At 42.4% G+C, this 26,431-nt stretch carries 24 protein-coding genes; 5 read left to right on the top strand and 19 right to left on the bottom strand.

The window, feature by feature from the left end; genetic code table 11:
- Positions 1-86: 86 nt before the first annotated feature.
- Positions 87-611 carry a DUF84 family protein gene (locus tag ACQYAD_RS03440; RefSeq protein ID WP_430235573.1) on the bottom strand — a complete coding sequence of 175 codons (525 nt, stop codon included), beginning with the start codon at positions 609-611 and terminating at the stop codon, positions 87-89.
- A gap of 89 nt (positions 612-700) precedes the next feature.
- Positions 701-1,768, bottom strand: coding sequence for a M42 family metallopeptidase (locus ACQYAD_RS03445; protein ID WP_430235575.1), 1,068 nt, complete (start codon positions 1,766-1,768; stop codon positions 701-703).
- 253 nt (positions 1,769-2,021) lie between these two features.
- Here ACQYAD_RS03445 and ACQYAD_RS03450 point away from each other — a divergent pair, with 253 nt between their 5' ends.
- A complete protein-coding gene (locus tag ACQYAD_RS03450; protein WP_430235578.1) occupies positions 2,022-2,354 on the top strand; it encodes a PepSY domain-containing protein in 333 nt (110 codons plus the stop codon).
- A gap of 74 nt (positions 2,355-2,428) precedes the next feature.
- Here the strand turns inward: ACQYAD_RS03450 and ACQYAD_RS03455 are convergent, their stop codons facing one another.
- Both ACQYAD_RS03455 and trmB read right to left on the bottom strand, forming a co-directional pair.
- Positions 2,429-3,274 (bottom strand): YtnP family quorum-quenching lactonase, encoded by an 846-nt coding sequence (locus tag ACQYAD_RS03455; protein ID WP_430235581.1) that lies wholly within the window; start codon positions 3,272-3,274, stop codon positions 2,429-2,431.
- A gap of 98 nt (positions 3,275-3,372) precedes the next feature.
- The gene (trmB, locus tag ACQYAD_RS03460; RefSeq protein WP_430235583.1) at positions 3,373-4,011 is read right to left on the bottom strand and encodes a tRNA (guanosine(46)-N7)-methyltransferase TrmB; all 639 of its coding nucleotides are present in this window, start codon (positions 4,009-4,011) and stop codon (positions 3,373-3,375) included.
- 239 nt (positions 4,012-4,250) lie between these two features.
- On the opposite strand from trmB, the gene ACQYAD_RS03465 reads away from it, so the two are divergent.
- Positions 4,251-4,529 carry a YtzH-like family protein gene (locus ACQYAD_RS03465; RefSeq protein ID WP_430235585.1) on the top strand — a complete coding sequence of 93 codons (279 nt, stop codon included), beginning with the start codon at positions 4,251-4,253 and terminating at the stop codon, positions 4,527-4,529.
- On the opposite strand, the gene ACQYAD_RS03470 is transcribed toward ACQYAD_RS03465, so the two are convergent.
- From ACQYAD_RS03470 to pepV, 6 genes are all read right to left on the bottom strand, one after another.
- The gene (locus ACQYAD_RS03470) at positions 4,526-5,299 is read right to left on the bottom strand and encodes a phosphotransferase (protein WP_430235588.1); all 774 of its coding nucleotides are present in this window, start codon (positions 5,297-5,299) and stop codon (positions 4,526-4,528) included. The two genes, ACQYAD_RS03465 and ACQYAD_RS03470, sit on opposite strands and share 4 nt — an antisense overlap.
- 232 nt (positions 5,300-5,531) lie before the next feature.
- Entirely contained in the window at positions 5,532-7,667 is a 2,136-nt protein-coding gene (pulA, locus tag ACQYAD_RS03475; RefSeq protein WP_430235591.1) for a type I pullulanase, read from the bottom strand.
- Positions 7,668-7,807: 140 nt separating this feature from the next.
- Positions 7,808-8,773 carry a nuclease-related domain-containing protein gene (locus tag ACQYAD_RS03480; RefSeq protein ID WP_430235593.1) on the bottom strand — a complete coding sequence of 322 codons (966 nt, stop codon included), beginning with the start codon at positions 8,771-8,773 and terminating at the stop codon, positions 7,808-7,810.
- Positions 8,774-8,810: 37 nt separating this feature from the next.
- Positions 8,811-9,371: an RNA 2',3'-cyclic phosphodiesterase gene (gene thpR, locus ACQYAD_RS03485; RefSeq protein WP_430235596.1), complete on the bottom strand. Its 561-nt coding sequence runs from the start codon at positions 9,369-9,371 to the stop codon at positions 8,811-8,813.
- Between the two features lie 110 nt (positions 9,372-9,481).
- Entirely contained in the window at positions 9,482-10,354 is an 873-nt protein-coding gene (gene dat / locus ACQYAD_RS03490) for a D-amino-acid transaminase (RefSeq protein ID WP_430235599.1), read from the bottom strand.
- A gap of 76 nt (positions 10,355-10,430) precedes the next feature.
- A complete protein-coding gene (pepV, locus tag ACQYAD_RS03495; protein ID WP_430235602.1) occupies positions 10,431-11,846 on the bottom strand; it encodes a dipeptidase PepV in 1,416 nt (471 codons plus the stop codon).
- A 728-nt stretch (positions 11,847-12,574) separates the two neighbouring features.
- Between pepV and ACQYAD_RS03500 the strand changes: the two genes are divergently transcribed.
- On the top strand, positions 12,575-12,796 hold the full coding sequence (locus tag ACQYAD_RS03500; RefSeq protein ID WP_430235604.1) for a DeoR family transcriptional regulator: 222 nt from the start codon (positions 12,575-12,577) through the stop codon (positions 12,794-12,796).
- A gap of 1,054 nt (positions 12,797-13,850) precedes the next feature.
- Here ACQYAD_RS03500 and ACQYAD_RS03505 read toward each other — a convergent pair.
- From ACQYAD_RS03505 to ACQYAD_RS03520, 4 genes are all read right to left on the bottom strand, one after another.
- The gene (locus ACQYAD_RS03505; RefSeq protein WP_430235607.1) at positions 13,851-14,762 is read right to left on the bottom strand and encodes an NERD domain-containing protein; all 912 of its coding nucleotides are present in this window, start codon (positions 14,760-14,762) and stop codon (positions 13,851-13,853) included.
- Between the two features lie 217 nt (positions 14,763-14,979).
- Positions 14,980-16,362 (bottom strand): chloride channel protein, encoded by a 1,383-nt coding sequence (locus tag ACQYAD_RS03510; protein WP_430235610.1) that lies wholly within the window; start codon positions 16,360-16,362, stop codon positions 14,980-14,982.
- Positions 16,363-16,454: 92 nt separating this feature from the next.
- The gene (locus ACQYAD_RS03515) at positions 16,455-16,901 is read right to left on the bottom strand and encodes a DUF2935 domain-containing protein (RefSeq protein WP_430236094.1); all 447 of its coding nucleotides are present in this window, start codon (positions 16,899-16,901) and stop codon (positions 16,455-16,457) included.
- 131 nt (positions 16,902-17,032) lie between these two features.
- Positions 17,033-18,430, bottom strand: coding sequence for an amino acid permease (locus ACQYAD_RS03520; protein WP_430235612.1), 1,398 nt, complete (start codon positions 18,428-18,430; stop codon positions 17,033-17,035).
- A 420-nt stretch (positions 18,431-18,850) separates the two neighbouring features.
- Between ACQYAD_RS03520 and ACQYAD_RS03525 the strand changes: the two genes are divergently transcribed.
- Entirely contained in the window at positions 18,851-20,089 is a 1,239-nt protein-coding gene (locus tag ACQYAD_RS03525) for a PucR family transcriptional regulator (RefSeq protein ID WP_430235615.1), read from the top strand.
- A gap of 130 nt (positions 20,090-20,219) precedes the next feature.
- A complete protein-coding gene (ald, locus tag ACQYAD_RS03530) occupies positions 20,220-21,356 on the top strand; it encodes an alanine dehydrogenase (protein WP_430235617.1) in 1,137 nt (378 codons plus the stop codon).
- Between the two features lie 255 nt (positions 21,357-21,611).
- Here the strand turns inward: ald and speD are convergent, their stop codons facing one another.
- The 5 genes from speD to ACQYAD_RS03555 all read right to left on the bottom strand — a co-directional run bounded on the left by speD (position 21,612) and on the right by ACQYAD_RS03555 (position 26,337).
- Positions 21,612-22,418 carry an adenosylmethionine decarboxylase gene (gene speD, locus ACQYAD_RS03535; protein ID WP_430235619.1) on the bottom strand — a complete coding sequence of 269 codons (807 nt, stop codon included), beginning with the start codon at positions 22,416-22,418 and terminating at the stop codon, positions 21,612-21,614.
- A 117-nt stretch (positions 22,419-22,535) separates the two neighbouring features.
- On the bottom strand, positions 22,536-23,210 hold the full coding sequence (locus ACQYAD_RS03540; RefSeq protein WP_430235622.1) for a Yip1 family protein: 675 nt from the start codon (positions 23,208-23,210) through the stop codon (positions 22,536-22,538).
- Between the two features lie 64 nt (positions 23,211-23,274).
- Complete coding sequence (locus tag ACQYAD_RS03545; RefSeq protein WP_430235625.1) at positions 23,275-24,474, bottom strand: ABC transporter permease; 1,200 nt, start codon at positions 24,472-24,474, stop codon at positions 23,275-23,277.
- A complete protein-coding gene (locus ACQYAD_RS03550; RefSeq protein ID WP_430235628.1) occupies positions 24,452-25,153 on the bottom strand; it encodes an ABC transporter ATP-binding protein in 702 nt (233 codons plus the stop codon). Before ACQYAD_RS03550 ends, ACQYAD_RS03545 begins: the two co-directional genes overlap by 23 nt.
- Positions 25,150-26,337, bottom strand: coding sequence for an efflux RND transporter periplasmic adaptor subunit (locus ACQYAD_RS03555; RefSeq protein ID WP_430235630.1), 1,188 nt, complete (start codon positions 26,335-26,337; stop codon positions 25,150-25,152). The genes ACQYAD_RS03550 and ACQYAD_RS03555 overlap by 4 nt, the downstream gene beginning before the upstream one ends.
- Between the last annotated feature and the right edge of the window lie 94 nt (positions 26,338-26,431).

The raw sequence follows: 26,431 nt of genomic DNA on the forward strand, positions 1-26,431 counted from the left end.
TAGTTCGTAACTCCTATGTCTATCATACCTTTTTTCCCGAATAGCTGACAACTCCACTTGTCGAATGTTCGTGTCGAATAATGAACTCAATGCTTTTTCATCATGGTTAATTTGTATTCGTATTGGCCGACAAGCATGCCCATGATGTGGGTAAACATTTCGGCCCGGCTGATTTTTCCATTTGTAAAAATGCCAATCGCTCCCTCTGTTTTGCGGACATTTTGCTTTTTCGCATAATCGTCCATAACCGGTCCAAGCTCTTCGCCCGCTCTTAGGCGATTGGCAATCTCGATAGGGAGAAGCACCCGCGCTCCCCCGGCAATAAAGGGATCAAACTCTGTTGTCGCAAGGGCGCCCCAATTGCATAAGATTAAGCCTTGGCTTGTTTCTTGCACGCCACCCTCAAGACCGATCCCGATGTCCCCTTCTCCGCTCTTTAATGCATTTTTTGCCCGATTAATCGCACCTTGAATCGTTTCTTCATCGGAAAAGGGCTGCTCGCTGACCCCCGATGGGATATCGAGTGAAATAAATTCAGCCTCGGCTGCTTGAAAGACATTTTGAACGGCTTGAATTTTTGCCGGATTTTTTGAACCAATTACAATTTTCATTGTCATCATCACTCCTATTTTTTCCATAATGAAAAGGAGGCATACCCTAAAGCCGCCTCCTTTTTCTGAATCTTTATCGGTTTTTAACCTTAGCTGTTTGCTTTAATGGTATCGACTGTTGTTTGATCACAAGCTTTCACAAGATTAATGAGCAATTCTTTTGCTGCGACATAGTCATCGACATGGACGATGGAAGCATGTGTATGGATATAGCGAGAACAAATTCCAATTACTGCACTCGGAACGCCTTCATTTGACAGATGAACCCTGCCTGCATCAGTGCCTCCTGGTGAAACAAAGTATTGATAGGGGATTTTATTCGTTTCAGCCGTGTCCAGAACAAATTCCCGCATGCCGCGATGCGTGACCATCGAACGATCCAAGATTCGCAATAGTACCCCTTTTCCGAGCTGGCCAAACTCGGTTTTTTTCCCGGACATATCATTGGCAGGACTCGCATCGAGCGCAAAGAAAATATCAGGTTTGATCAAATTTGCTGCTGTTTGTGCGCCACGCAAGCCTACTTCTTCCTGTACCGTTGCACCGGAATAAAGGGTATTCGGCAGTGTCTCATCTTTTACTTCCTGCAAAAGCTCAATTGCAAGGCCGCAACCGTAGCGGTTATCCCATGCTTTTGCCATGATTTTCTTCCCGTTTGCCATCGGGGTGAACGGACAGATTGGCAAAACCGGCTGTCCTGGCTTAATGCCGATCCGTTCAGCATCAGCTCGGTCATCAGCACCAATATCGATCAGCATATTCTTGATCTCCATTGGTTTATTTCGCTTCGCCTCATCCAATAAATGCGGAGGAATCGAAGCAATGACACCGATGACGGGTCCGTTTTTGGTGATAATTTGTACGCGCTGGGCAAGCAATACTTGACTCCACCAGCCACCCAATGGCTGAAACCGCAGCATGCCATTATCAGTGATGGAGGTGACCATAAAACCGACCTCGTCCATATGTCCTGCGACCATGACAGTCGGGCCATTGCCTTTCTTCACCCCAAAAACACTTCCAAGTTTGTCTTGAACCAGTTCATCTGCATACAGTGACAGCTGCTCTTTCATAAAGCTTCTGACAGAATGCTCATTACCCGGTGCACCGTTTAATTCTGTTAATGTTTTAAAAAGCTTTACTGTTTGGTCATTCATGAAAACAGCTCCCTTTTTTGCTAATCACCAGAATTTATATGGATAAATTCTGAACGCATAAATTCAACTACGCCTCTACCTTCGTCCAAAGGACTCGCCAGTCGGCGAGTTTTCATTTAATGTATAGGTTCATTTTACAGAAAGTTCATACCGCTTGCCACCATTTCAATCAGATGATGGTTTTAGTATGTTCTGCTCGCAGAATAAGCTATACTAAAGTAAAAAGCAGGAAATGTTTGGAGGTACAAAAAAAGTGAACTGGAAATCATTTGTTTATGGGGTTGCCATTGGATTGGCGGGTGGATATGCTGTTAAAGAAATGATCCGTCAAAAAAGAAATGCGGTTCCTGAAAAAGTGCTGGAACATGTAAAAAATGAGTTTAAAAAAAGCGGATCAATCAGCGGATCGTGGATCCAAATGGAAGCGGAGCCCTACGAAAAAGGAATGATCCATTATCAAGTATATAGAGGCGGTATCACCAAACAAGAAAACGGATCAAATGAGCAATACGAATTTGTTGCAGATGCCGCAACCGGAACGATCCTTGAGGTTCAGCGAATTTCAACTCTCAACCCGGTTTCATGAGGAAAACCGGGTTTTTTCCTTACCAATCGTTCTCTCGGACATTTCAATCATCCATTGCATTTCTCGATCGAGTCTTATCGCTCCCTCTTAATGCTATCTTCGATTATTTTCCCGTCCTCACTCCATTTTACTGCCCGGTAATACGCATCATGGTAAAAAATGAACCAGGCGTTTTTCTTCAAACCGAACGACAGCCATTTTTGCTTTGCTGCAATCGAATCCATCGGATAATCATCATAGGCTAGAACCCAAAGAACATTTTGATGGGCATGTGTTGGCATAATATCCGCCATATGAAGGGCAATCTCATCACCGTCTTCAATGACTAAAATGCTATGGCCATTGCTGTGACCGCCCGTATGAACCAATTTTAGCGGTCCAAACGTCCATTCCCTTTCAAACGTTATAACCTGGCCGGCAATTGCTTCCCAATTTTCTTGCCAATATGTATTTTGGGAGCGAATATTCGGTTCACGCATCTCGTCCCATTCGATGTTTGAGGTGATAATCTTGGCATTGGGAAAGACCGATGAATAACTGCCATCTGCTTCACGTTTTGTCAACCCGCACGCATGGTCGAAATGAAGATGTGTCATCAATACATAATCAATGTTTTCCACAGTCAAACCAAGCTGTGTCAATGACGCCTCGATTTCTGCTTCCTTTGTAACCCCATAGTTTCGCTTTTGCTTTTCGGTTAATTTCCCCTTGCCAATTCCCGATTCCAATAAAAAATTTTTGCCAGCCGTTTGAATCAAAATCGGATCTGTTGGCAGCTCAATTTGATTTTTCTCATTGCACGGATACTTTTTCTCCCATAGCGGCTTTGGAACAACGCCAAACATCGCACCGCCGTCCAGATTTGTCACCCCGCCAGACAGCCATGTCAACGAAACTCCCCCAATTTTAAGCGCTTCCATCTTTTCTTCCTCCCCCTTGTACTTTTTTTCATTTTACCATCGGAGCATCTAAAAAGAAAAGACCAGCCCCTTATTTGGAACCAGCCTTTTTGGATCGATTATTGGAACTGCACTTCACAGCGGTAAATTCGATTGCCTTTTTCGGAAAATTTCTGTTCGTACTCGGTCATAATATTGCCTTCAAAATGACTAGTGTGGAGATCAAGGCTAATGTACTTCAGCAGTAAGCCATATGCAGAAAAACTCATTAACGAATATTCAAACAAGCCTTGATTATCGGTTTTAAAGTGAATTTCACCGCCACTTTTTAAAATATTCTCGTACATTTTTAAATACGTTTTATACGTCAGCCGTCTTTTCTCATGCCGGGACTTTGGCCACGGATCGGAAAAGTTTAAATAAATGCGATCGACTTCCTTTTTTTCAAAAAACGTTTCCAACTCATTCGCATTCACGTTTAACAGCTTTACATTTGGCAGGTTGGCTTCAATAACCCGATCCAGCGCGGCAACAAGCACACTTTTAGACAGTTCAATGCCAATATAATTGATCTCGGGATGGGCCTTAGCCATTTCGGTAATAAACCGGCCTTTTCCGCTGCCAATTTCAATCTGAAGGGGCTGCTGTTTTTCAAAAACCTCCTGCCATTTCCCTTTCAGTGTTTCTGGATTCGGGATCACAAATTGTGGGTGTTGGTCTATTTTATCTTGTGCCCAAGGTTTGTTTCTAAGTCGCATGCTGACACTCCTAAATTTTTTACTTGTTACAAACATTATCATTACACTGATCGTCTTGCAATAGCATTTTTCCCTGTTCCCACCGTAAGTTGGAATCGGCAGTACAGAAGCCATCGATGTATAAATAAAAAAAGAATTCACATCCTATCGGTGAATTCCCTTTTATTATGGCTATGCTAAAGAGTACTGTTGATTCCACACAGTATAGCCTTTATTTTAAGCAGAAAGGATGTGGTTCTATGCCACTTCGTTATCAAGATCAAGTGACATTGCTAAAAGATATATTAAGCAACCATCAAACAGATTGCTGTGGGTCGGTAGCCGAATGTGAACAATTGGAACGGTTGGTAAAATCTCTTATGGTCAACGGGCAGGTTGATGAAAATACGAAAAACATCCTGCAGGAAGTGTATCAATACAGCCAAAACGGCGCATATTCAGCTGATTTGAATGAGCATATCCAATCGAACCAGGAAAACTTGGCAAATTGGGTCAATACCATTGGATCCTTCAGCTAAGCAACGTTTACCAAAAAATCAATCCATTTATTCATTTCTTCAAAACGCTCTTTATCCTTATGCCATTGGATGGACGATAATGTTTGCAGCAGCACATACCATTTCATTCTGATTTTCAAATGGGGCGTCAGCTTTTTTCCATACATGGCAAGCCATTGCTCCCAGTTGTTTTCCGGTATATACCAATACAACAATAATCCCAGATCAATGGCTGGATCAGCGATCATCGCCCCGTCCCAATCAATTAGATACAACTGGTTGTCTTGAGAAAGCAGCCAGTTGTTATGATTTACATCACCATGGCAAACAACTTTTTCCTCACAATAAACAGCGGAAGTCTCCGCTTGCAAGAAAGAAATGGTGTTCTGAACTTCCGGCAGCTGGAGAACGTCTTCATCCAATTGTTCCGTTACGATTCGAAAAAGGGCATCAGGCAATAAAGGTGATTTTTCGAGCCTGCTAAGCATGCCCAGCATTGGTTTTGACCGATGAATTTTATTCAACAGCCTTGCGACTCGTTCCTGATTCATTTCATCCGGTTTTAATTCCCGGCCTACCAGCCATTGCTGAGCAGTAATCACATCGCCATTTTCGAGCCTTTTCGTCCAAACAAGTTTTGGGACGATTCCCTCTGCTGATAATACTGCAAGAAATGGTGAGGAATTGCGCTTCAGAAAAAGTCTTTGATCTTCAAACTTTGCAAAAAAGGCCTCTCCAGTCGCGCCCCCTGCAGGGACAATCTCCCAGCCTTGTCCTAATAGATGTTCCAAAATTGTTCACCTTCAATTTATCCCGTTCTAATGGGTGATCCCCCATAAGTATCTCGAGGCAAAAATCCATGTTGTCGGAAGGTTTCCTGCCGTGCAAAAAAAATAAAAAAACAGCTATTGATACCATTCCACACAATAGCCATCTTACTAAATTTTATCTCGTTCGGCCATTTTTCGTCAAGCCTTCTTGTAAAATAATGAACGCGTCTGAAAGCAAGGGAAAATCGATTCTCTATTTCTTTTTCAATAATACAAGCAAGCTGGCGGGCGCCAGTTCTGCTTCTTGCTGAGTAATTTGGCAAAGCGGGGTGACTCCGGATTTTTTGTCGTCCGCTAAAACATTCCACTCCCCGGCAGGCAGGGAAATTCGCTGTAAAGCTGCCGTTGGATTGATGAATAACAGGATTGGCTGCGGGAAATTATGATACAAAAGTCCTATTAATGGCGGAGAAAGCGGCAACAACGTCAGTTTTTTCTTAATATCTGCTGCTGTGCGCAGGCGAAAGCAAGGAAACGTTTTGCGGATAGCGATGATCCCTTTTATATAATCAATCGTATCCGAAAATTGCTGGGCCCGATCCCAATCGAGCTGATTAATCCGATCAGGGGAACGATAGCTATTGCCAACACCGTATTTCGTCCGATAAAACTCTTGGCCGCTGTGAAGAAACGGAATCCCTTGAGACAGGAGTACAAGGCTTGTTGCCAGCCGATGATAACTTTTTTTCAAATGCTCACCTTCATTTTTAAAGCATGCTTCAAGCTTATCCCAGAGGGTGTGGTTATCATGGCATTCGACATAATTCACTGTTTGATGCGGCTCTGCAAATAGGGGATTACCTGTTTTTGTAAACCCAATACTGCCGGTAATGACTTCTTTTGCTTCCTCGAAAAAATGCTCATTGCCAAGCGCAAAACCTTTTTCATACAAATTAAACGTGCTTCCTTTAATTGAATCTCGAAAGCGGTCATTGAACTGGGCGATCTTTGGAATCCGCGACTGATTCAAAATCGTTGCTTTTTCTTCCGCTTTTAATGGGGTATTTAAATTCCATCCTTCTCCTAAAATCAAGATGTCATCAGCCAGACTGTCCGCCGTTTTTCGTACCTCATTCATTGTTTCAACATCCAAAATTCCCATCAAATCAAAACGAAAGCCGTCAATATGGTATTCTTCAATCCAAAATCGAACGGAATCAACAATAAACTTTCGAACCATCAGCCGCTCTGACGCAAGATCATTGCCAACACCCGTTCCATTCGAAGGAAGGCCAAATTCATCATGCCGAAAATAATAGCCGGGAACAATTTTTTCAAAAGAAGATTGTTCACGAATATAAACATGATTGTACACAACATCCATGACCACACGCAGCCCTTGGCTATGAATTTGCTCAATCATCTGCTTTAACTCGTAAATTCTTGAATATGGATATGCAGGGTCTGATGCATAGCTCCCATCCGGAACATTATAATGAAGCGGGTTATACCCCCAGTTGTATTCTTGATTGCGTTTACCCTCATCAACGCCCAAAAAATCATTAAATGGCAAAAATTCAATATGGGTTACCCCAAGATCTTTTACATAAGAGAGACCTGTTAGCTGGTTGCATTTCCCCCTCGTACCAAGCTCTCCGGCTCCAAGATAAAGGCCTTTATGATGAACCCCGCTATGGGGATGAATCGTAAAATCGCGAAGATGGGTTTCGTACATGATGGCGTCAACCGGATGATCAAACCGCGGCAAAACAGGTTTCGGATTACGGGTTTGTTCCAATTTTACAATGACGCCAAGTTCACCGTTTAAGGTTACGGCATGGGCATATGGATCAACTGCTTCCCTCCATTCGAGATTTACACACACAAGAAAGGAATAGTGATAAAGTTCCAAATCCTGGTGAACCTTGACCGTCCACACTCCTTTATCTTCTCGTTTCATTTTGATTATTTCAGCATATTGTTCGTTAGGAGAGCGCAATTTCAACTTTACTTGTGTTGCGGTCGGTGCCCAAACTTTGAATTGTGTTTCGCCCCCGATCACCGTTGCGCCAAGGTCATTTCCCTGATAAAAAAACGTGCTATCAAACTCATTTGTTCGTATAACCGCACCGATCTGAAGATCTGTCTCGGTTCCTTTGCTATCAACGACCCAATACGTACTTCCAAACGTTACTTCTTCATGTAGGTGGCAAATGTATTTTTGGAAATGGTCAAGCGGCTGGACATCGATTATTTCCATGGGGGTCTTCGTACCTTCGTTTCTTAAAGAAAAAGAAGCATGTTCCAGTTTAGCAGATTGGGGATAAAGGATGGTGATACTCTTCATTTCATCCAGAAACGCTAAAAATTTACGCTCATGAGTGTTCATACTATTTCTCTCCCTTCTGCTTCCGTTTTTCATATCGTTAATGGTTCTCCATTTGCCTGCGTTTGAATTGATTTATCCAGTAAATCATTTCCCATTCCACCAGGAATAAAACCAGTAGTCAAGCCCGTTTTGAGCATCGATTATTCTGCTTCTGGAGGAGCTTCCCATTCTGCCCTTTTTATGCTGGATGTTTGGCAATGCTGCAATAAAGCCTGTGCGCCTTTTAATTGCATGTGTTTAAGTGGTGATTTGAATCCCCTCATTTTTTGAAACCATTGTTCGAAATTGCGCGCCTCAGCCAATTGAACGCCATAAGGGGCATTGGGGAAGTCAATATAACCATTGCGGCTTATGACTAATTTATGAATCGGAAGCTCGATTTTGTACAATTTATAAATATTTTGAACAATTCTTTCGGTCCGATTTAGCGAAAGCAGCGGGTTCAGCACTTTCTGCTCGCCTGTTTTGTTGCGCTTAAGCCAAAACCTGTCGTTGGAACCAATGAAAACAGCAGAATTTTCTTCTTCTATAAAGGTAATGCACCAAGTGTCCGCGGGGGTCAGCAAAATGACCTCTGCCTCAACCGGCGCTTTTTTCAATAGGAACACCGGCTTGTACAAAAGCAAAAATGTATCAGGAAATCGCTGCAGGAAAAATTTCAGCTTTTCTTCGAAATAGTATTTGGAAGAAAAATAAGACTTTTCAATAATGGTTGAACTGGCCCATTTCAGTTGAAAACGGTACAACTGATCCAAATACTGCTGTTTCAACTCATCCACCGTTGCCGGCTTATGCTGAATCGCGGCAGAAAACTCAAGTGGATCTTCTTCAACTGCCTGCTCTTGCGGTTCCACTGTTTCTTTTTGCTTTGTTTTCAACATTTCCGAAAGTTTGCCGAAGAAGGAGCGTTTGCTGCTGTTATTTGTATCCCATTCGTCCGCTGTGGCTGAAAATGACAAATTCGTAGCATCCATTCCATTGTTTTCCCAATTTTCTTTTGTCTGCTTCCATTGTTGGTTTTTTATACGGACAAATCGGGAGGGATAGGTAAAAATATCTTGTTCATATCGAGAAATATAATCTTGTAACTTAATTAACTGTGCCATCAAACTTGCTCCTGCCTTTTCGGAAAAAAATCATCATTTATGTAAACATTTGGACCGCTTCATACTTTGGCAGTTTGTTCAAATGGGTTTCATATAAAGCAATTTGCTGTACGTTGAATTCAAGCGGTTCAGGCTGAATTTCCGCCCATTTTTCTAAAAACTGTCGTTGAAACGGCTCTTCGCCAATCCATTTCCTTGCAATCGTCAGATGTGGGCGAAACGGTCTTGTTTCCAATTCAAATCCGGCATCCAAGCAGCTGGAATACACGTTTGTTTGAATGGACTGAAGCGCGGAGCTTTCCTTCATTCCCGCCCAAAGGACTCGCGGTTCGTCTTTTTTTCCAAAAATCCCAAGATTCGTGATCTGCAATGGAAACGGCTCAAAGTTTTTCACAGCTGTTGCAACATTGTCCATTGCTTTTTGTAACCGATCGCTTGAGGCCCCTCCTAAAAAGGTGAGGGTAATATGGAAATCTTCATAATAAACCCAGCTCCTGAAAGGCAATACTTCTTTTAATTGCTCGCAATGCGCCTTCATCGCCTTTTTCATTTCATCAGGAATGACGGCTGCGAAGAAAAAATGTCTTTGTTGTTCCACCGGCTAATCATTTCCTTTCATTCGATATCATTTTAACATATTAATGGATAGGAAAAAGACGTGCTTTTCACTTTCACTTGCACGTCTTTCAATTTTTACTGATTGAAGTTTCACTTTATTGTCTGCTTCGTGATAGCTCCGCATTCTTTTTCAATTGCCTCTATAAACAGTTCCTGCAGTTTTTTTGTAATTGGACCCGGTGCACCGTTGTGAACCGCTTTTCCTTCGATTTCAATTATCGGCATTACTTCAGCTGTTGTACTTGAGAGAAAGACTTCATCTGCATCATACAGGTCTTTTATAGTAAAAACTCTCTCCTCGACTGCTATGCCATTTTCCTTGCAAAGTGTGAGAATAACCTCTTTGGTAATCCCTTTTAAAATAAAATTGTCAGATGGATGGGTTACAACCACCCCATTTTGAGCAATAAACACATTTGAAGAGCTGCCTTCGGTGACATTTTCGCCGCGATGCTGAATTGCTTCAAAGCAGCCGACCTCTGAAGCCTTTTGCTTTGCAAGAATATTTCCAAGCAAATTTAGGCTTTTAATATCACAGCGCAGCCAGCGAATATCTTCCGTAAGAATCGTTCGAACACCTGATTCCAAATTTTCAGCAGGGCGCCCGACTTCCTTTGTATAAGCGCTAAGAGCAGGCAGAACATCTTGAGCGGGAAACGCATGATTCCTTGGTGCGGCCCCTCTTGTGATTTGCATATAAATGATTCCGAGACCAAGATTATTTTTAGCGACCAACTCATTCAACATTCCCGTTAACAGTTCCTTCGTATACGGAATGACAATCCCGATACTTTCCGCACTGCGGTAAAAACGATCTAAATGTTGTTTTGCGGTAAACATTTTGCCATTATAGATACGAATGACTTCATAAACCCCGTCGCCAAATTGATAGCCTCGATCTTCAATATCTACTTTTGCTTCCGAACGCTCAATGATCTTCCCATCCAAAATTGCAAAATTCATGCTTTCATTTCCCCTTTTTTGGCTTTTTTAAAGGTTTCTCCGCTTTAACATTGTTTTTTTAGCGAAAGCTGCGATTCTATTTTCTTGCCAATTCATAAATCGCCTGGGCGTAAATAGCCGTTGCTTTCACCAAATCTTCAATAAAAATGTATTCATCTTTTTGGTGGGCAATATCGGGTCTTCCTGGAAACAGCGGACCAAAGGCGACACCGGAGGTAAGCGAGCGTGCGTATGTACCGCCTCCAATCGCAAGCAATTCTGCCTTTTCCCCGGTCTGTTCTTCATACACTTTCCTTAGCGTTTGAACCAAAAAATTGCTTTCCTCCACATAATGCGGTTTGGAATCAGTGAAATTTTCGATTGAAAACTTCTCTTCGACAAGCAGCTGTTCCAGCCTTTCTTTCGTCTCTTCCATCTTATTCGTAACCGGATAGCGCAAATTCAGCCCAAGTCTGCCGCCCGCCTCCTTTGTATACGAAAGTTTCCCGACATTAATCGTCAGATCACCGGTTATTTCATCCGAATAGGAAACCCCTAGGCTGACGCCTCTTGAATCCCGGTAAAAATAGCGGGTGACAAATTGAAAAAATGCTCTAGCCTTTGCGTTTAACTCTTGTTCTGCCAAAAATGCTGCCAGAAATAAGCCGGCATTTTTTCCGTTGTTCGGCTCCATGCCGTGTGCGGAAATTCCTTTTACCTCTAATAAGAGTTTTTCTCCGTCCAATTTGTGCTGGCCTTGAAGTTCATTCTGCTTTAAAAATTCTGCAAATGCGTTGGCGAGTTTCTCTTGGTTTTTTGTTCGCAAAACGGCTTTGGCATCATCTGGGACCATATTGTACCTTCTTCCGGCTATGAAGCTTTCGACCTCTATTCGTCCGTTTGCTTCCCCTTTTTCGTCCCATTTTTGGACAAGGTCAAAATCGGAAATTCCTTTCTCGGCATTGATAATCGGAAAATCGGCATCCGGGGCAAATCCTAGATCCGGCATTTCTTCATGCTCGAAATAATGGTCGACACAGCGCCAATTACTTTCTTCATCTGTGCCAATGATCATTCGCACACGTTTTTTAAGCGGCAAATCAAGCTCTTTGACGATTTTCATTGCATAATAGGCAGCCATTGTCGGGCCTTTATCATCCAGTGCACCCCGGGCATAGATTTTCCCATTGCGGATCTCTGCCGCAAACGGGTCACTTGTCCAGCCATCCCCTTCCGGCACAACATCGACATGGCATAAAATCCCGAGCAATTCATCTCCTTGGCCAAATTCAAGGTGGCCGGCTAAATTTCCAACATTTTTTGGAACAAACCCATCCCGTTCACCGAGTTTCAGCATGAATGCAAGGGCTTCTTTTACGCCGGGTCCTAACGGGGCATCCGGAGCCATATGTTCTTCATCCAAGACGCTTTTAATCTGTAGCAGTGCTTGCGCGTCCGCGATCAGGTTTTCTTTCCGTTTTTCAACTTCTTTCATCCAATCTATTTTCGTCAATTCAAAAGCCTCCCGTAAAAAATATCCTTATTCCGACAATATCACTTTGGCAAAGGACATTGCAATTTTCGATTGAAAATAAAACGCTAAACATTTTAAGCTACACATACTTTATACCCATAAATCTGAACGCACGATCGGCAGGATAAGGAATTCTTCGGTAGCTTAATCATCTTACAAAGAAAAAGTGACAGCTATTTCGATGATGCCCCTAGTTAGGCGAAAGGCATAGGACGTGCCGTTTCGAGCGTGACGACGGGCAAGGATGCCCTAGTCAGGCGATGGCACAGGACGTGCCGTTTCGAGCGTGACGACGGGCAAGGATGCCCTAGTCAGGCGATGGCACAGGACGTGCCGTTTCGAGCGTGACGATGGGCAACTATCCCTCATGAACCGCCAATGGCTCGCCAATCGGCAAGTTTTCTTTAAAAAAATTTTAAAAATTCCTCATATTCTAGGTACATTCCTCCATATTTTATAGTATTAGCAAGTGAAAAGGGAAAAAATTGTTTAATTTATGTTAAGTTTCGTTCCAAAGGTGGAAATCTTCTGAATTTACTTGTACAATAAAGTAAGAGGTATGACATCTTTGGAAACACTGCAACGATCCATGTAAAGGAGTTGTCTGTGGAAAAGAAAATTACATACTGTTGAAGACTTTTCTCTTCAAAGACGTGTCGGTAGCAGGAATTCGCCATAGGTTTGAAAAAAGGATAGGGAGTGGTTCTTTGAAACCTTCAACTAACCGGATGTTAAACCGTATTAAATGCATCTACATGTTTATCCACAAAAAAGGTACTGTGACAACACAGGAACTTGTAGAGGAATTTGGTATCACTCCTCGCACCGTCCAACGAGATTTGAATGTCCTGGCGTACAATGACCTCGTCATCAGTCCAAGTCGCGGCAAGTGGACGATTACGAAGAAAAAAGTGAAAATATCATCTTAAAAAAATACATGGAACTGGCACACGACACAAAACGTGTGCCAGTTTCTTTCTTTTGCAGGATTGCTGTCCGCTTTTTGCGAGTGATTCTCAGCTTGCGGTCATTACTCCGTCTCCTAATGACCGATTCTCAGCTTTGCTACCCCTTCGCGGGCATTACTCCGTCTCCTAATGACCGATTCCCTGCTTTTTCTCCCCTTTGCGGGCATTACTCCGGTTCCTAATGACCGATTCCCTGCTTTTTCACCCTTTCGCGGGCATTACTCCGTCTACTAATGACCGATTCTCGGCTTTGCAACCCCTTCACGGGCATTACTCCGCCTCCTAATGACCGATTCCCTGCTTTTTCACCCTTTCGCGGGCATTACTCCGTCTACTAATGACCGGTTCTCGGCTTTTTCTCCCCTTCACGGGCATTACTCCGTCTACTAATGACCGATTCTCGGCTTTTTCACCCCTTTGCGGGCATTACTACGCCTCCTAATGACCGATTCTCGGCTTTTTCACCCCTTTGCGGGCATTACTACGCCTCCTAATGACCGATTCCCTGCTTTTTCTCCCCTTTGCGGGCATTACTCCGTCTACTAATGACCGATTCTCGGCTTTGCAACCCCTTTGCGGGCATTACTCCGTCTCCTAATGACCAGTTCTCAGGATTTTTACCCCTTTGCGGGCATTACTCCGCCTCCTAATGACCGGTTCTCGGCTTTTTCATCCCTTGACGGGCATTACTCCGGTTCCTAATGACCGATTCCCTGCTTTTTCACCCCTTTGCGGGCATTACTCCGTCTACTAATGACCGATTCTCGGCTTTGCAACCCCTTCACGGGCATTACTCCGTCTCCTAATGACCGGTTCTCGGCTTTTTCTCCCCTTCACGGGCATTACTCCGTCTCCTAATGACCGATTCTCGGCTTTTTCACCCCTTCACGGGCATTACTCCGCCTCCTAGTGACCGGTTCTCAGTTTTTATCCCACTTAGCAGGCATCTCACATCCTTGCTATCTTTTTCACCAAAATTTCAGCAATGACCATTCGCCATACGATTTTGAACTTTTTACTTCTCCTGATAACAGGCATAGGTACCACGTCCCACAACAACATAAGTACTTTTTAAAATTCTTCGCAATGTTTTCGCAGATAAAGTAAATTCACACCAATCGGAAATTTCAGCCATAGTAGTTTTGCGTTCTGGAAAGAGAATACGGTATTCCATAACACTACGTAACACTGCTGATTCCAAGCTTTCTATCGTTCCACAATGAAGGCAAACCGCCTCTTTTTCATTCATCACAACAAATCTACCACATTTTAAACACGTCATCCCTTTTCTTAGTCCGTTATAAGTATAGGCCGGTACTTGTGTAAATGGAGAATCTTCAATGTGAAGTGAAAGGAGTTGATTTGCAATTTGCAAATATTCGTTCTTCCCGTTAGCCGGTTGCAGATTTAAACTTTTAAAAAAGCGGTTGATTTGTGTCGGGAAAATAAATGGATGGTTCAATGGAGCATTATATAAATAAAAATCGGGGTTTACAAAAATCAAATAGGACTGAATCGGTGGACTGTACCCATAGTTTCGGAGCAGTCTTCGAAGGAGAGCTTCTGCGCGCTGTAACTGATGATAAGGATTCTTAACCACATCACCAACAATCGAATACCATTTATCACCTTCAATAAAAAAATCACCTTCGAAATTTTTTACATCGAAAAGATAAATTGGCTCGTGGGAAAAGATTAGTGAATCAATTTGAAAATGCGTATGATTTGTTGCCAATAATAAATCATTCGCAACAGGCCAACTTTTTTGCAATCTCTCCCTTAGCAATTTATCAAAAATCAGTTCACCTTGATACCCTTTTTCAAGATTCAAATAATGCCTTTCATCTTGAACGGACAGCTTCATGCGCGCCCTTAACGATCGCATCTTTCGTAATTCCAATGATTCTTTGCGTTCTTTTAAAATCATTTCACACATCCTTTCTTATGATAAATTTACCATATGACATATCTGCTATCACTACAAGGATTTGGATAAAATATTCACAAATATTTTAAAATTAACTGCATCATGATAGTAGTCCTTGGAGCAAATATTTTAAAATTAACTGCATCATGATAGTAGTCCTTGAAGACAAAAAAAGAATCTAAGTTTTAGCCTCCTTAGATTCCGACAATAAAATGAATTATTTGTTCCTGAGCGTTCTTTCTCCCTTTTTAACAAAATACCCACCATGTATCTGTAATCGTTTCATTTTTCTTAACAAACTATAGGAGATATGAATCTTTTCCTTTTCCAGCGAAATTCCCGGCTTCAATCGCATCCATAAGGATTTTGGATAGGCAACAAGCTGGTCCGGATAAACACTTCGATGGCCAATTATAATATAAGCAATAATACAGGCGCCCACAATATAGATGCCTGTAATATGTCCGAATAATTCAAAGCCCATAAAAATAGCAGCGATTGGCGTATTGGAGGCAGATGCCACAACAGACACCATTCCGGCCGCTGCCCCTAATGCAGGATTAAGATGGAAAAGATGTGCCAGTACATTTCCTGCAGCAGCTCCAATGACGAACTGCGGTGTGACAATTCCCCCATAAAAACCCGAACCAAGCGTAATTGCTACAAACAACGCTTTCCAAGCAAAAGCAAAATAAGGTATTTCACTACCTGCCAAAGCCTGATCCATTATAGGAAGGCTTAAGCCGAGATAGTCAGTGGGAAGAAAGAATAGTAAAATAGCTAAAATCATACCGCCCAATAACGGCATGAATGGCGGCCAAATTTGCCACCGCCGTTGAACAAAGCTAAACATCATCTTTATTTTTTCAAACAGCTCAATAAACCACCATGAGATTAATCCGCAAATCAGTCCAATGACAATAAATTTAATAAAAAGGCCTTCGGAAAAACCTGGAAAATTCATGAAGGGATAATAAGTATAGGTGAGTCCCCATCTTTTGCTTGACTCAAAAGAGGTAATTCCAGCAATCACTGCTGGAAAAAGGAAGTCGTAGCGAAGACGGCCAATTGTAAGGACTTCCACTCCATAAATCGCTCCAGCAACAGGTGTTCCAAAGACACTGGCAAATCCAGCGCTAACGCCGCATGCAACCATTCGTTTTTGCAGCTCGGGATTTAAATGCAGCAAGTGGCCAAACCAGGAGGCAAGGGTTCCGCCAATATGGGAGCAAGGGCCTTCTTTTCCAGCCGAACCGCCTGAACCTAAAGTGATAATAGCTGCAAGCGGCTTTAAAGGAAGCGTCTTATATGGCATGATCCCAGACTGCTCATGAACGGCAGCAATGGTTGAATCCTTTAAATTTCTTGTTGAATTGCGATACCCGTAATAAATAATGAGCCCATTTAGAAAACCACCTACGGGCAAAAGCAACATTTGAAACCAAAGAGGGATTTCCGCGGTTTGATCCGTTGAAAAATAGAGGATATGTAAAAACCAGCTTGTTCCAGTACCAACAATCAATCCTGTCAGTGAGGCTAAAATAAACCATCTCAACAACGTAGCTAGCATAACAAGCGGCTCAATATAATTCCGAAACACAGCAGTCATCTCCTAAGAAAAGTCCCATCTTCAACGATAACATGTCTTCGTTCCATTGTCTATGTGACTGCTGTGCTGCTTCGCATTGTGTTTTATCGCTGATGAGGGGGATCTTGCTGCTGGTATAGCAAGGTTTGGCCAATTCCGATAAAGTATTCCGATTCGCGAATAATATGGGTCAACACAACCTTTGCCGTCGGATTGGATGCCACAACGGCACTTGATGTTTTGATTTGCTCACAGAGCTGGATAAACAGTAAACTTTGTTCGAGACAATAGGCGATAAGCTGAAGAACTTGTTGGTGCAATTGGTCAGCTACGTAAGTACCAGAGCGAACGACCGATTCAATGTAACGGATGACTTGCTGGTGTGTTTGTGCAAGGGCTGCTTCCCATTGCCTCAAGGCATCAACAAATTCCGCTTCAAGCCCTGAAACGAGCTCACGAATTACTACCGTATGTTCTTCCTCTTGATGTTTCCAGAACTCCGCTTCATCTAAAATTCTTAGCGGCATTTGCGGCCCATAGTAAAATTGCATCACTCTCATCCCCCATCAGTTATCTTCAGTTCAATGTATGGGGAAACAAGCAAACATATTCTTTTATAAAAATCGGGATTCTCCCATGCACCACAAAACCAAGGCCCAATCGTTTTGGGCCTTGGTTTGTATTAGATGACTTGTTTTTTATTTGATGCTTGAGCCAAGTTTCTTTTATGAAATCCTTTCATGTAATAAAAGGCGACTAAAAACACCAGCCATAATGGTCCGATTACTAGAGCAATTCTTGTTTCTGAGCTGTAAGCCATCAGGGCGAGGACAAATGCCAAAAAGGCGAGAGATACATAAGAAGAATAAGGGAACAAAGGAAGTTTATAGTTTAAACGTTTCTTCTCCTCTGGATTCAAACTTTTACGATAGCGAATTTGCGATAATAGAATTACTGCCCATGTCCAAATGGCCCCAAATGTAGCAATACTTGTAACCCAAGTAAATACTTTGGCTGGTACAATATAATTTAATACCACTCCGATCAATAATGCAGCGGCGGAAACAAAAACCGCAGCACCCGGAACGCCGTTTTTTGTCACCTTTGCAAATCTCTCAGGAGCTTCACCATGCTGCGCAAGGTTGAATAACATCCGCGCCGTGCTAAAAATTCCGCTATTCGCTGATGAAAGTGCAGCCGTTAGAACAACAAAATTAATGATGCCTGCTGCTTGCGAAATTCCAATTTGTTTAAACGTTAAAACAAACGGGCTTCCTTTCGTTCCAATTTCTTGCCATGGATAAATAGACATAATGACAAACAGCGCCCCTACATAAAAGATAAGAATGCGCCAAAAAACAGAATCGATCGCTCTAGAAAGAGACTTCTCCGGATTTTTCACTTCACCGGCTGTAACTCCGATCATTTCAATTCCTAGGTATGCAAACATAACCATTTGCAATGACATGAGAACGCCTTTAACACCATTCGAAAGAAAACCGCCATTTTTCCATAAATTTTCGATTCCTGTGGCAGCACCGTTACCCAACCCGAAGAAAATAATCCCTGCTCCAACAATAATCATTGAAAGAATCGTAACAATTTTAATAAGAGCAAACCAGAATTCCAATTCACCATACGCTTTTACGGCAAGGAGATTTACAGTTGACATTGCGATTAATGCGGCAAGGGCCCAAATCCAGCGCGGAGTATTTGGAAGCCAATATTCCATGTAAATCCCTACAGCCGTAATTTCTGCCATAACGGTTACAATCCACAAAAACCAATAATTCCAGCCTGTAATATAGCCTGCAAGCGGGCCTAAATAATCCCGTGCATATTTACTGAACGATCCGGCCACAGGTTTCTGAATCGCCATTTCGCCAAGCGCCCTCATTATAAAAAACATAATGAGTCCCGCAAATGCGTATCCAAGTAAAATGCCGGGTCCCGCCATTTTGATTGCAGTTGCGGAACCTAGAAACAGACCTACCCCAATCGCGGCTCCCAAAGACATCAACGTAATATGTCTTTCTTCCAAACCACGGTGAAGCTCTTTTTCAGGAGTATTTTTGCGCATATTATTTCTCCCCTTATCTTGAGATTCTTTCTCATCCCATTGACTTCGTATTTAGTGCAGTTCCCCTACAATGTTAGCCAAATAAAATTTTGTTACTATACGAATTTCGATTTGATCACTTAATTTCCCTGCAATATTGTAATCGCTTTAAATTTTTCTTAAAATAATACTGAAGCAATCCCGATACAAGCTGATCCATGAAGGTCGGAAACTTTTTTTATCCCAATCTCTTTCACCCCCCTTGCTATTGGTAACGCTTTCAAAAGTTCAATTTTTATATCCAGACATGATCTGAATATATTCTATCATTTTTGTGAATTCGGTTGTTTATAAGAATTCGAGAAAATAATGGTAGCCATTTGTACATTTATACAAATCAATTTGCCCTAAATTCTATTTCACGATCCGGAGGAATACATCATGAACTCTTTACTAGATAATCCTTTTATCGCAACATTTGATCGTCTTGAGGAATTTGCCGACCTCATCAGTCAAGTTTTACACTGTCCCATTACGATTGAAGACGCCAACCACCGCTTGCTTGCCTACAGTACACATGATGAAAGAACAGATCCTGCAAGAATTTCGACAATTATCAGCCGCCGGGTTCCCGAAAAAGTAATCAATCAATTATGGAAAGAAGGGATCATCCCTGCATTAAACCAATCGAAGAAACCGATTCGAATTAAAAATATGAATGAGATTGGTCTTGGCAGGCGGGTCGCAATCTCCATTTGGCTGCAAGATGAAGTGATTGGTTACATCTGGGCGTTAGAAATTGACAAAATTTTAACAGAACAAGAACTAGGCCTTTTGATAAAAGCCGCAGATTCTGTGAAAAATAAACTTTTACAACTACAGACTCATAAAAAGAAAAAGGAAGAGAGATTCCAAGAATTCTTTTGGCAGCTATTAACCGGCCATGTAAAAAGAAAAGAAGAAATGATCGAACACTTTCAACTATTACAAATAACTCCACAAAATTACTTTTCGATTCTTGTTTTTCATTTTCAACAAACGATTTCAAGCAAACAAGAGCAAAATTTATCGTATTTCTTCAAAACAAGTAGTCGCCTCGAGATTTTGCTTTATACAATAGACCATGACAAGCTCATTTTACTTGTATCCGCCTCGAGTAAAGATAAATTGCTGGCTGCTTTAGATCAGTTTATTAAAAAATTCAAATGTCAGATGAAAGAACGTTTTGGTATTTCGAAGTTGGAACCGGCATACAGCAACATTTATGAGGATTATCAAAAAATTAAAAAGGCCTATCAGGAAGCATTGACTGTTTTAACGATTAAGGGAAAATTCCCTTTCGAAACGGTGAGTATTGATAGTTACCAAAAACTTGGTATTTATCAATATTTCGATCTTCTATTAGAAAAAAGAAAAAGGGAAAATTATGAGAATGTCTCGATAAAAATGCTTCATGAATATGACAAAAAGCATCAAAGCAATCTCGTCGAAACACTGGAAGTCTTTCTAACCAACGATACCAATATGAATGATACAGCAAAAGAATTAAACGTCCATACGAACACATTAATTTATCGTTTAAAGCGAATCAGTGAAATTGCCGGTATCAATTTAAAGAATCCGAATGAAAAAATGATGCTCTTCCTTGATTTGAAACTTGAAAAATATCAGCAAAATTGAACGTTTTGTAAAAATCACCAAAAAGCATGCATGCTTTTCTCCTTTCTTAACAAAGAAAATGCAGGATCCTCACTTTATACTTTAGTCATAAGATACATTCACTTATTTGTTTAAGGGAGGAAATACAAGTATGATTATTGGTCTGCCAAAAGAAGTTAAAAACAATGAAAATAGAGTCGCCCTCACCCCGGCAGGAGTTGTCTCCTTTGCAAACGCAGGACATACTGTTTTAGTTGAAAACAATGCTGGTGTTGGCAGCGGTTTTACAAATACAGAGTATGAAAAAGCTGGTGCCAAAATCGTTGAAAGCGCTTCAATTGTTTGGTCAAAAGCCGATATGATTTTAAAAGTGAAAGAGCCGCTTCCGAGCGAATATGGTTACTTTCGTCCGGGGTTGATTTTATTTACCTATTTGCATTTAGCTGCTGAACCTGCTTTGGCACAGGCGCTAAAAGAAAGTGGAGTCATTGCGATTGCTTACGAAACGGTTACTGCAAACCGTTCCCTTCCGTTGCTTACGCCAATGAGCGAAGTGGCCGGAAGAATGTCTGTTCAAATCGGTGCCCAGTTTTTGCAAAAAAACAATGGCGGCCAGGGTATTCTTCTTTCCGGAGTTCCCGGCGTAAATCGGGGCAAGGTAACGATTATCGGCGGCGGCACCGTTGGAACCAATGCAGCAAAAATGGCAATCGGTCTTGGTGCTGATGTCACAATCATTGACTTAAGTGCAGATCGCTTACGCCAGCTTGATGATATTTTTGGAACGCAAATCAAAACATTAATGTCAAATCCGATGAATATTGCTGAAGCGGTAGCGGAAGCAGACCTACTGATCGGTGCTGTCCTAATTCCAGGGGCAAAGGCTCCAAAACTTGTTACCGAAGAGATGGTTAAAACGATGAAGCCAGGTTCTGTTATTGTCGATGTTGCAATCGACCAAGGAGGCATTGTCGAAACGATCGATCATGTGACAACACATGATGATCCAACATTTGAAAAATATGGAGTCATTCACTACTCAGTTGCAAACATGCCAGGAGCAGTTCCAAGGACATCAACCATTGCTTTAACAAATGTCACTGTTCCATATGCGCTTGAAATCGCCAATAAAGGAGTTGCCAAAGCGATTAGCAAAAACGTCTCCTTAAAACAAGGTGTTAACGTAGCAAACGGTGAAATCACCTATGAAGCCGTTGCACACGATCTTGGCTACGAATATATCACCGTTGAAGATGCACTAGAAAAAGAACTAGCTGCTGTAAAATAAAACTTTCTGCATCTACTTACTCCCTCAAGACTGATAGATGCATATCATGAAGATATATATGGGAATGTTTAAAAAGGGACACCAGTTCCAACTGGCGTCCCTAATATACAGCACCTGCAAGAAGTGCAGTGGCTCATTATGGAGAGAAAGAAAATAACCTAACCCTACAACATGGCCAAGCGCGGGTGGGTTATTTCTTTTTTGATTTCCATTAAATAAAGCAACCCCCTAGTTGTATATTAAGGGGGCACTTAGCTAAACAATATTCTTCCCATAAAAAATCTCATCCATTTCCAATTTTAGCCGTTCGGTGATTTCCTCGACTTCGTCCGGATGGAGTTTCTCTTTTGTATAGCCAAAAAGATAATTGTTCAAATCAAACTCGCGCAGCTTGCATTTTGTATGAAAAATGTTTTCCTGATAGACATTGACATCAATCATATCAAATAATTCGATAATATCATCCGGGATGTAATTTTGAATGGAGCTGATTTCATGGTCAATAAACAGCTTATGACCATTCTTGTCCCTTGTGAAGCCGCGCACGCGATAATCGATCGTCATTATATCCGTATCAAAAGAACGGATTAAATAATTTAATGCTTTTAACGGTGAAATTTCCCCGCAGGTCGAAACATCAATATCGGCGCGAAACGTACTGATCCCTTCATCTGGATGGTATTCGGGGTACGTATGGACGGTGATGTGGCTCTTGTCCAGTTGCATCACAACCGACTCCGGCAGCGGCCCGGGTGATTCTTCAAACGACTCATCTGGCACACCTTCTACCGGACCTTCGGATACAAGCAACGTAACACTCGCCCCCTGCGGTACAAAATCCTGGCTCGCCACGTTCAGCACATGGGCTCCGATAATCTCGGAGACATGCTTGAGGATTTTCGTAAGGCGATCTGCGTTATACTGCTCGTCAATATATTCCAAGTAGGCTTCCCGTTCTTCTTTTGTTTTCGTAAAACAAATATCGTACATATTAAAACTGAGCGATTTCGTTAAATTATTGAAACCATGCAACTCGATCCGCTGCTTTGGTGATAAGTTCACCCCAACATCCCCCATTTCCGCAAAGATTCTTCTTTTATCGTACCCATCTTTGCAAAAAATTAAGCCGGAAAAGCACAGATTGCGAAATGCAAACGGCCTCTTCCGGCTTTAAATCGCCTACTTTCCTGGAACGGCTATCAACCCGCTCAACGAACTGAACCCTATGCTGAGCAAGAAAACAATGACAACGATAAGAATGGCTTTATTTTTGCTCAACCCTGCAACAATCCTAAAGCCAAGAGCCAACACAACATAATACCAAATTGTAAAAATATCAAAGTTTTTAAAAATGGCACTTAAGAGCTTATTCTCTCCAGCGAGCGGTGCCAAACTCGTATAAATTGGCTCATAGCCGCCGACAGCAAGGGCAATCAACCCATTGACCAAAAGCCCCAGTGAAGAAATAATACTAGAAAAAACGACAAGAGCGAACAGCTTTTTATAGGATGTGTCATTCCCGAAAATCACCATAAACAATTTGTAAATGCCGGCAGCAATCAAGTACACAATCGCACCGCCAAAGATGGAGCCAAATGCGCCGGCGCCAATGGTTAAACCAACCGGCATTTGAACCCCGCTCGCCGCTGTTGCCTCTTTTAACAGCGGATTTCCTAAACTTATATAGGAAACAAGCGCACCAGTCACCGCCGTAATGATTAGCATAATAATCAGCGGAAAAGCAACCGGCGTCTTCGTCTTCATGCGCTCAAATTGGACGCTTGGTGATGAAATCATTCCTAGCAATGACGGCTTTTTTCCATTTCCTTCTTCGATTACCGTTTTCATTTCCATTTACACTCACTCCCATTAATAGAATTTGACCCCTCTAGCGGTTGATTAACGCCCTTCATTTTTCCTATTCATATCGCAACGCTTCGATTGGATCAAGCTTTGCGGCTTTATTCGCAGGCATTAAGCCAAAAACAATTCCAAGTGTCATCGAGAACAAGACGCCGCCGACAACGACCTGCCATGAAACAAGTGGCGGCCATTTTGCAAACGTCGAAACTAAATATGCACCGCCAACCCCGATGCCGATTCCGACAATCCCGCCTAAAAGGGTCAGCATCATCGCTTCAATCAAAAATTGCAGCAAGATTTTCCCCCGGGTCGCACCAAGTGCTTTGCGAATTCCGATTTCCCTTGTCCGCTCTGTCACCGAAACAAGCATAATATTCATGACCCCAATTCCGCCAACAAGCAAAGAAATACTGGCAATCCCGCCAATAATCATCGTCATAATGTTTGTTACCTGCGAAATGCTTTTTTGGATTTCCTCCAAATTAAATACTTCATATTTCCCTTTTAAATCAGCCGACTTCGTGTCATTAAGGAGATTTACCGCTTTTTGGCCGGCTGCCTCAAGCTTGCTGACATCCTTCGCCTGCAGGGTGACCGATTGAATCTCGTCCGTGCCATACAGGACAGGCCAAAGCGACAGCGGCATGAGCAGCTCCGGAATTCCTAAGTCGAAAAGACCGTTTTGCGCTTTGTAAACGCCAATGACTTGAAACGGTTGTCCCTTCAATTCAATGATTTGCCCAATTGCACTCCGATCTTTGAAAAAATCTTTTGCTGCTTTTTCATTGATCATAATCAAATTGTTTGACTGGGAAAAATCAGCTTTCGTTAACTTTCTCCCTGCCACCATTTTTATGGAATTTACCGAAAAATATTCGTCCGTTATTCCGTATATTTGCGTTCCAATGTTTTTTTCATTTATTGCTAATGTTTCCATCGTATTATTCGTTGTAATCACATGGGAAATTTCAGGGATATTTTCCAGTTGAAGCAGATTTTCCTGGGTAAACGTCGGCGGCTGATCGAACGGCATCGCAAAAGGGTCCTCGCTATCCGGTTTAAAGTTAATTTGAATCGTATTGTTGCCCGCGCCGGCAAACTGCGATTTTAGTGCCGCCTCTCCGCCTTTCCCGATTGCAACAACGGTAATGATTGAGCCTACCCCAATGATGATCCCCAGCATGGTCAAAATCGAACGCAATTTGTGGGCAAGGATGGAAGAGAAAGCAATCTTAATACTGTCTACTAAACTCACCTGTATCGCCTCGCTCATCCTGCAAAATTTGACCATCCCTTAACGAAATCCGCCGCTTGCTGTATGCGGCAACCTCATCTTCGTGGGTAACCATAATGATCGTTGTTCCTTCATTGTTTAACTGTGTAAAAATCTCCATTACCTGCTCTCCGGACTTTGTGTCAAGCGCTCCAGTCGGTTCATCGGCTAAAATAAAGACCGGATTGTTGGCAATGGCTCGCGCGATCGCAACCCTTTGTTTCTGGCCGCCGGAAAGCTGGTTTGGCAAATGGTCAACACGATCTGCTAATCCGACCTTCGCCAACGCTTCCAACGCTCGCTCATGACGCTCTTTGCGATTGACTCCAGCGTAAATCAGGGGGAGTTCGACATTGGCTGTTGCCGTCAGACGGGGCAAAAGGTGAAATTGCTGAAACACAAAGCCGATCGACTGATTGCGGATCAGCGCAAGTTTTGTTTCGTCGGCCTGAAGGACATTCGTATCATCCAGGATGTACTCCCCTTCTGTCGGGCGGTCAAGGCAGCCGATAATATTCATCAACGTCGATTTCCCCGAACCGGACGGCCCCATTATCGAAACAAATTCTCCGTCCTCAATCTCAATGTTGATATCATGGAGGACCGGAACTTCAAGTGCCCCTTGTTTATACGTTTTAAAAATATGCTGCAAACGGATCATTTGCCGTTCACATCCATTCCATCTTTTAGACTCGCTGATGGATTTTTGACAATTTTCTCACCCGCTTTTAAACCTTCTAGCACTTCTGTCCATTCTCCGTCACCCATTCCCATTGTGATCGTTTGCTTATGAAGTTTGTTCTTTTTCACAACAAACACATACGGAGAATTTCCTTTTTCAATAATGCTGCTGCGCGGGATGGCAAGCAATTTTTTCGACGTCAGTTTGACTTGAATGGAAACATGATACCCCGGCGCCAACCCATCCTGTGAATCAAGCGATGCGGTAAAAGGATAATAGGATATGTTTTGCGCGGTCTGCCCCGCAGCGATGGCCGCGCCCTGCCCCGTTTGATCTGCCGTTGGATATTGACTGACTTCGGTTATTTTCCCGCTCCATTTTTTATCTTGGATCGCTTTTGCTGTAATCGTAATAGGTTGGTTCGGCTGAATTTGTGCTTTTTGCAGTTCTGATAGAGTCCCTTCCACTTTGAAAGGATCTTTTGAAGCAATCTGAATCAGCGGCGCAGCTTGGATGGCGGCCGCCTGTGAGGTGCTTTGACCGCCTGCTTCTTTATTTACTTTTTGCAACATGCCATCTGTGGTACTATAAACCGTCAAATCATTTTGTTTCCGCTGCAGGTCTTCAGATTGCAACTGGAGCTTCTCGATTTCCAGCTCGGTTGTTTTTTGCTGCAATTCCAAATCTTGCAGCTGCGACTCAAGCGGGTCTGTAACCTCTTTTGCCGCACCGGCATCCTTCGCCTTTTGAATTTGATCCTTTAATGAAGCCATTTTGTTCTTTCCCTGGTCATATCGCATCGATGCACTTTGCTTGTCAAGCGCAAGCTGTTTGATTTGGCTAGAAAGCTCAGTGTTTTCATAGGAAAATAGCTTTTGTCCCTTTTTCACTTCCTGCCCTTCGTTAACAAAAAACTCTTTCACCTTCCCAAGTGTCGGATCGGCATAAATCGTTTCTTGTTTTCCCGGCACGACCTGCCCCGCTATCAACTTCGTGCTACTCAATTCTCTCTCTGTTACACTAGTAAACTTTAAATCTGCCGCACTGCCATTCTGTTTTCTTTGCAAAAGATACACGTTCAGCGCGACCACCAGGATAATTAAAAAGATAACTCCGGCAACAATCACTTTCTTTTTCTTCGACTTGACTTGAGTAACTTCCATTTTACAAATACACCTCGTCTATGTTCCATCCTTTGACAATACAGATTAAGTATACTAATAAGCGTTTCGATTCACAATCACAAAAATGTAAAAA

The sequence above is a fragment of the Neobacillus sp. SM06 genome (assembly GCF_050496765.1).
Lineage (GTDB): Bacteria > Bacillota > Bacilli > Bacillales > Cytobacillaceae > JAEVLT01.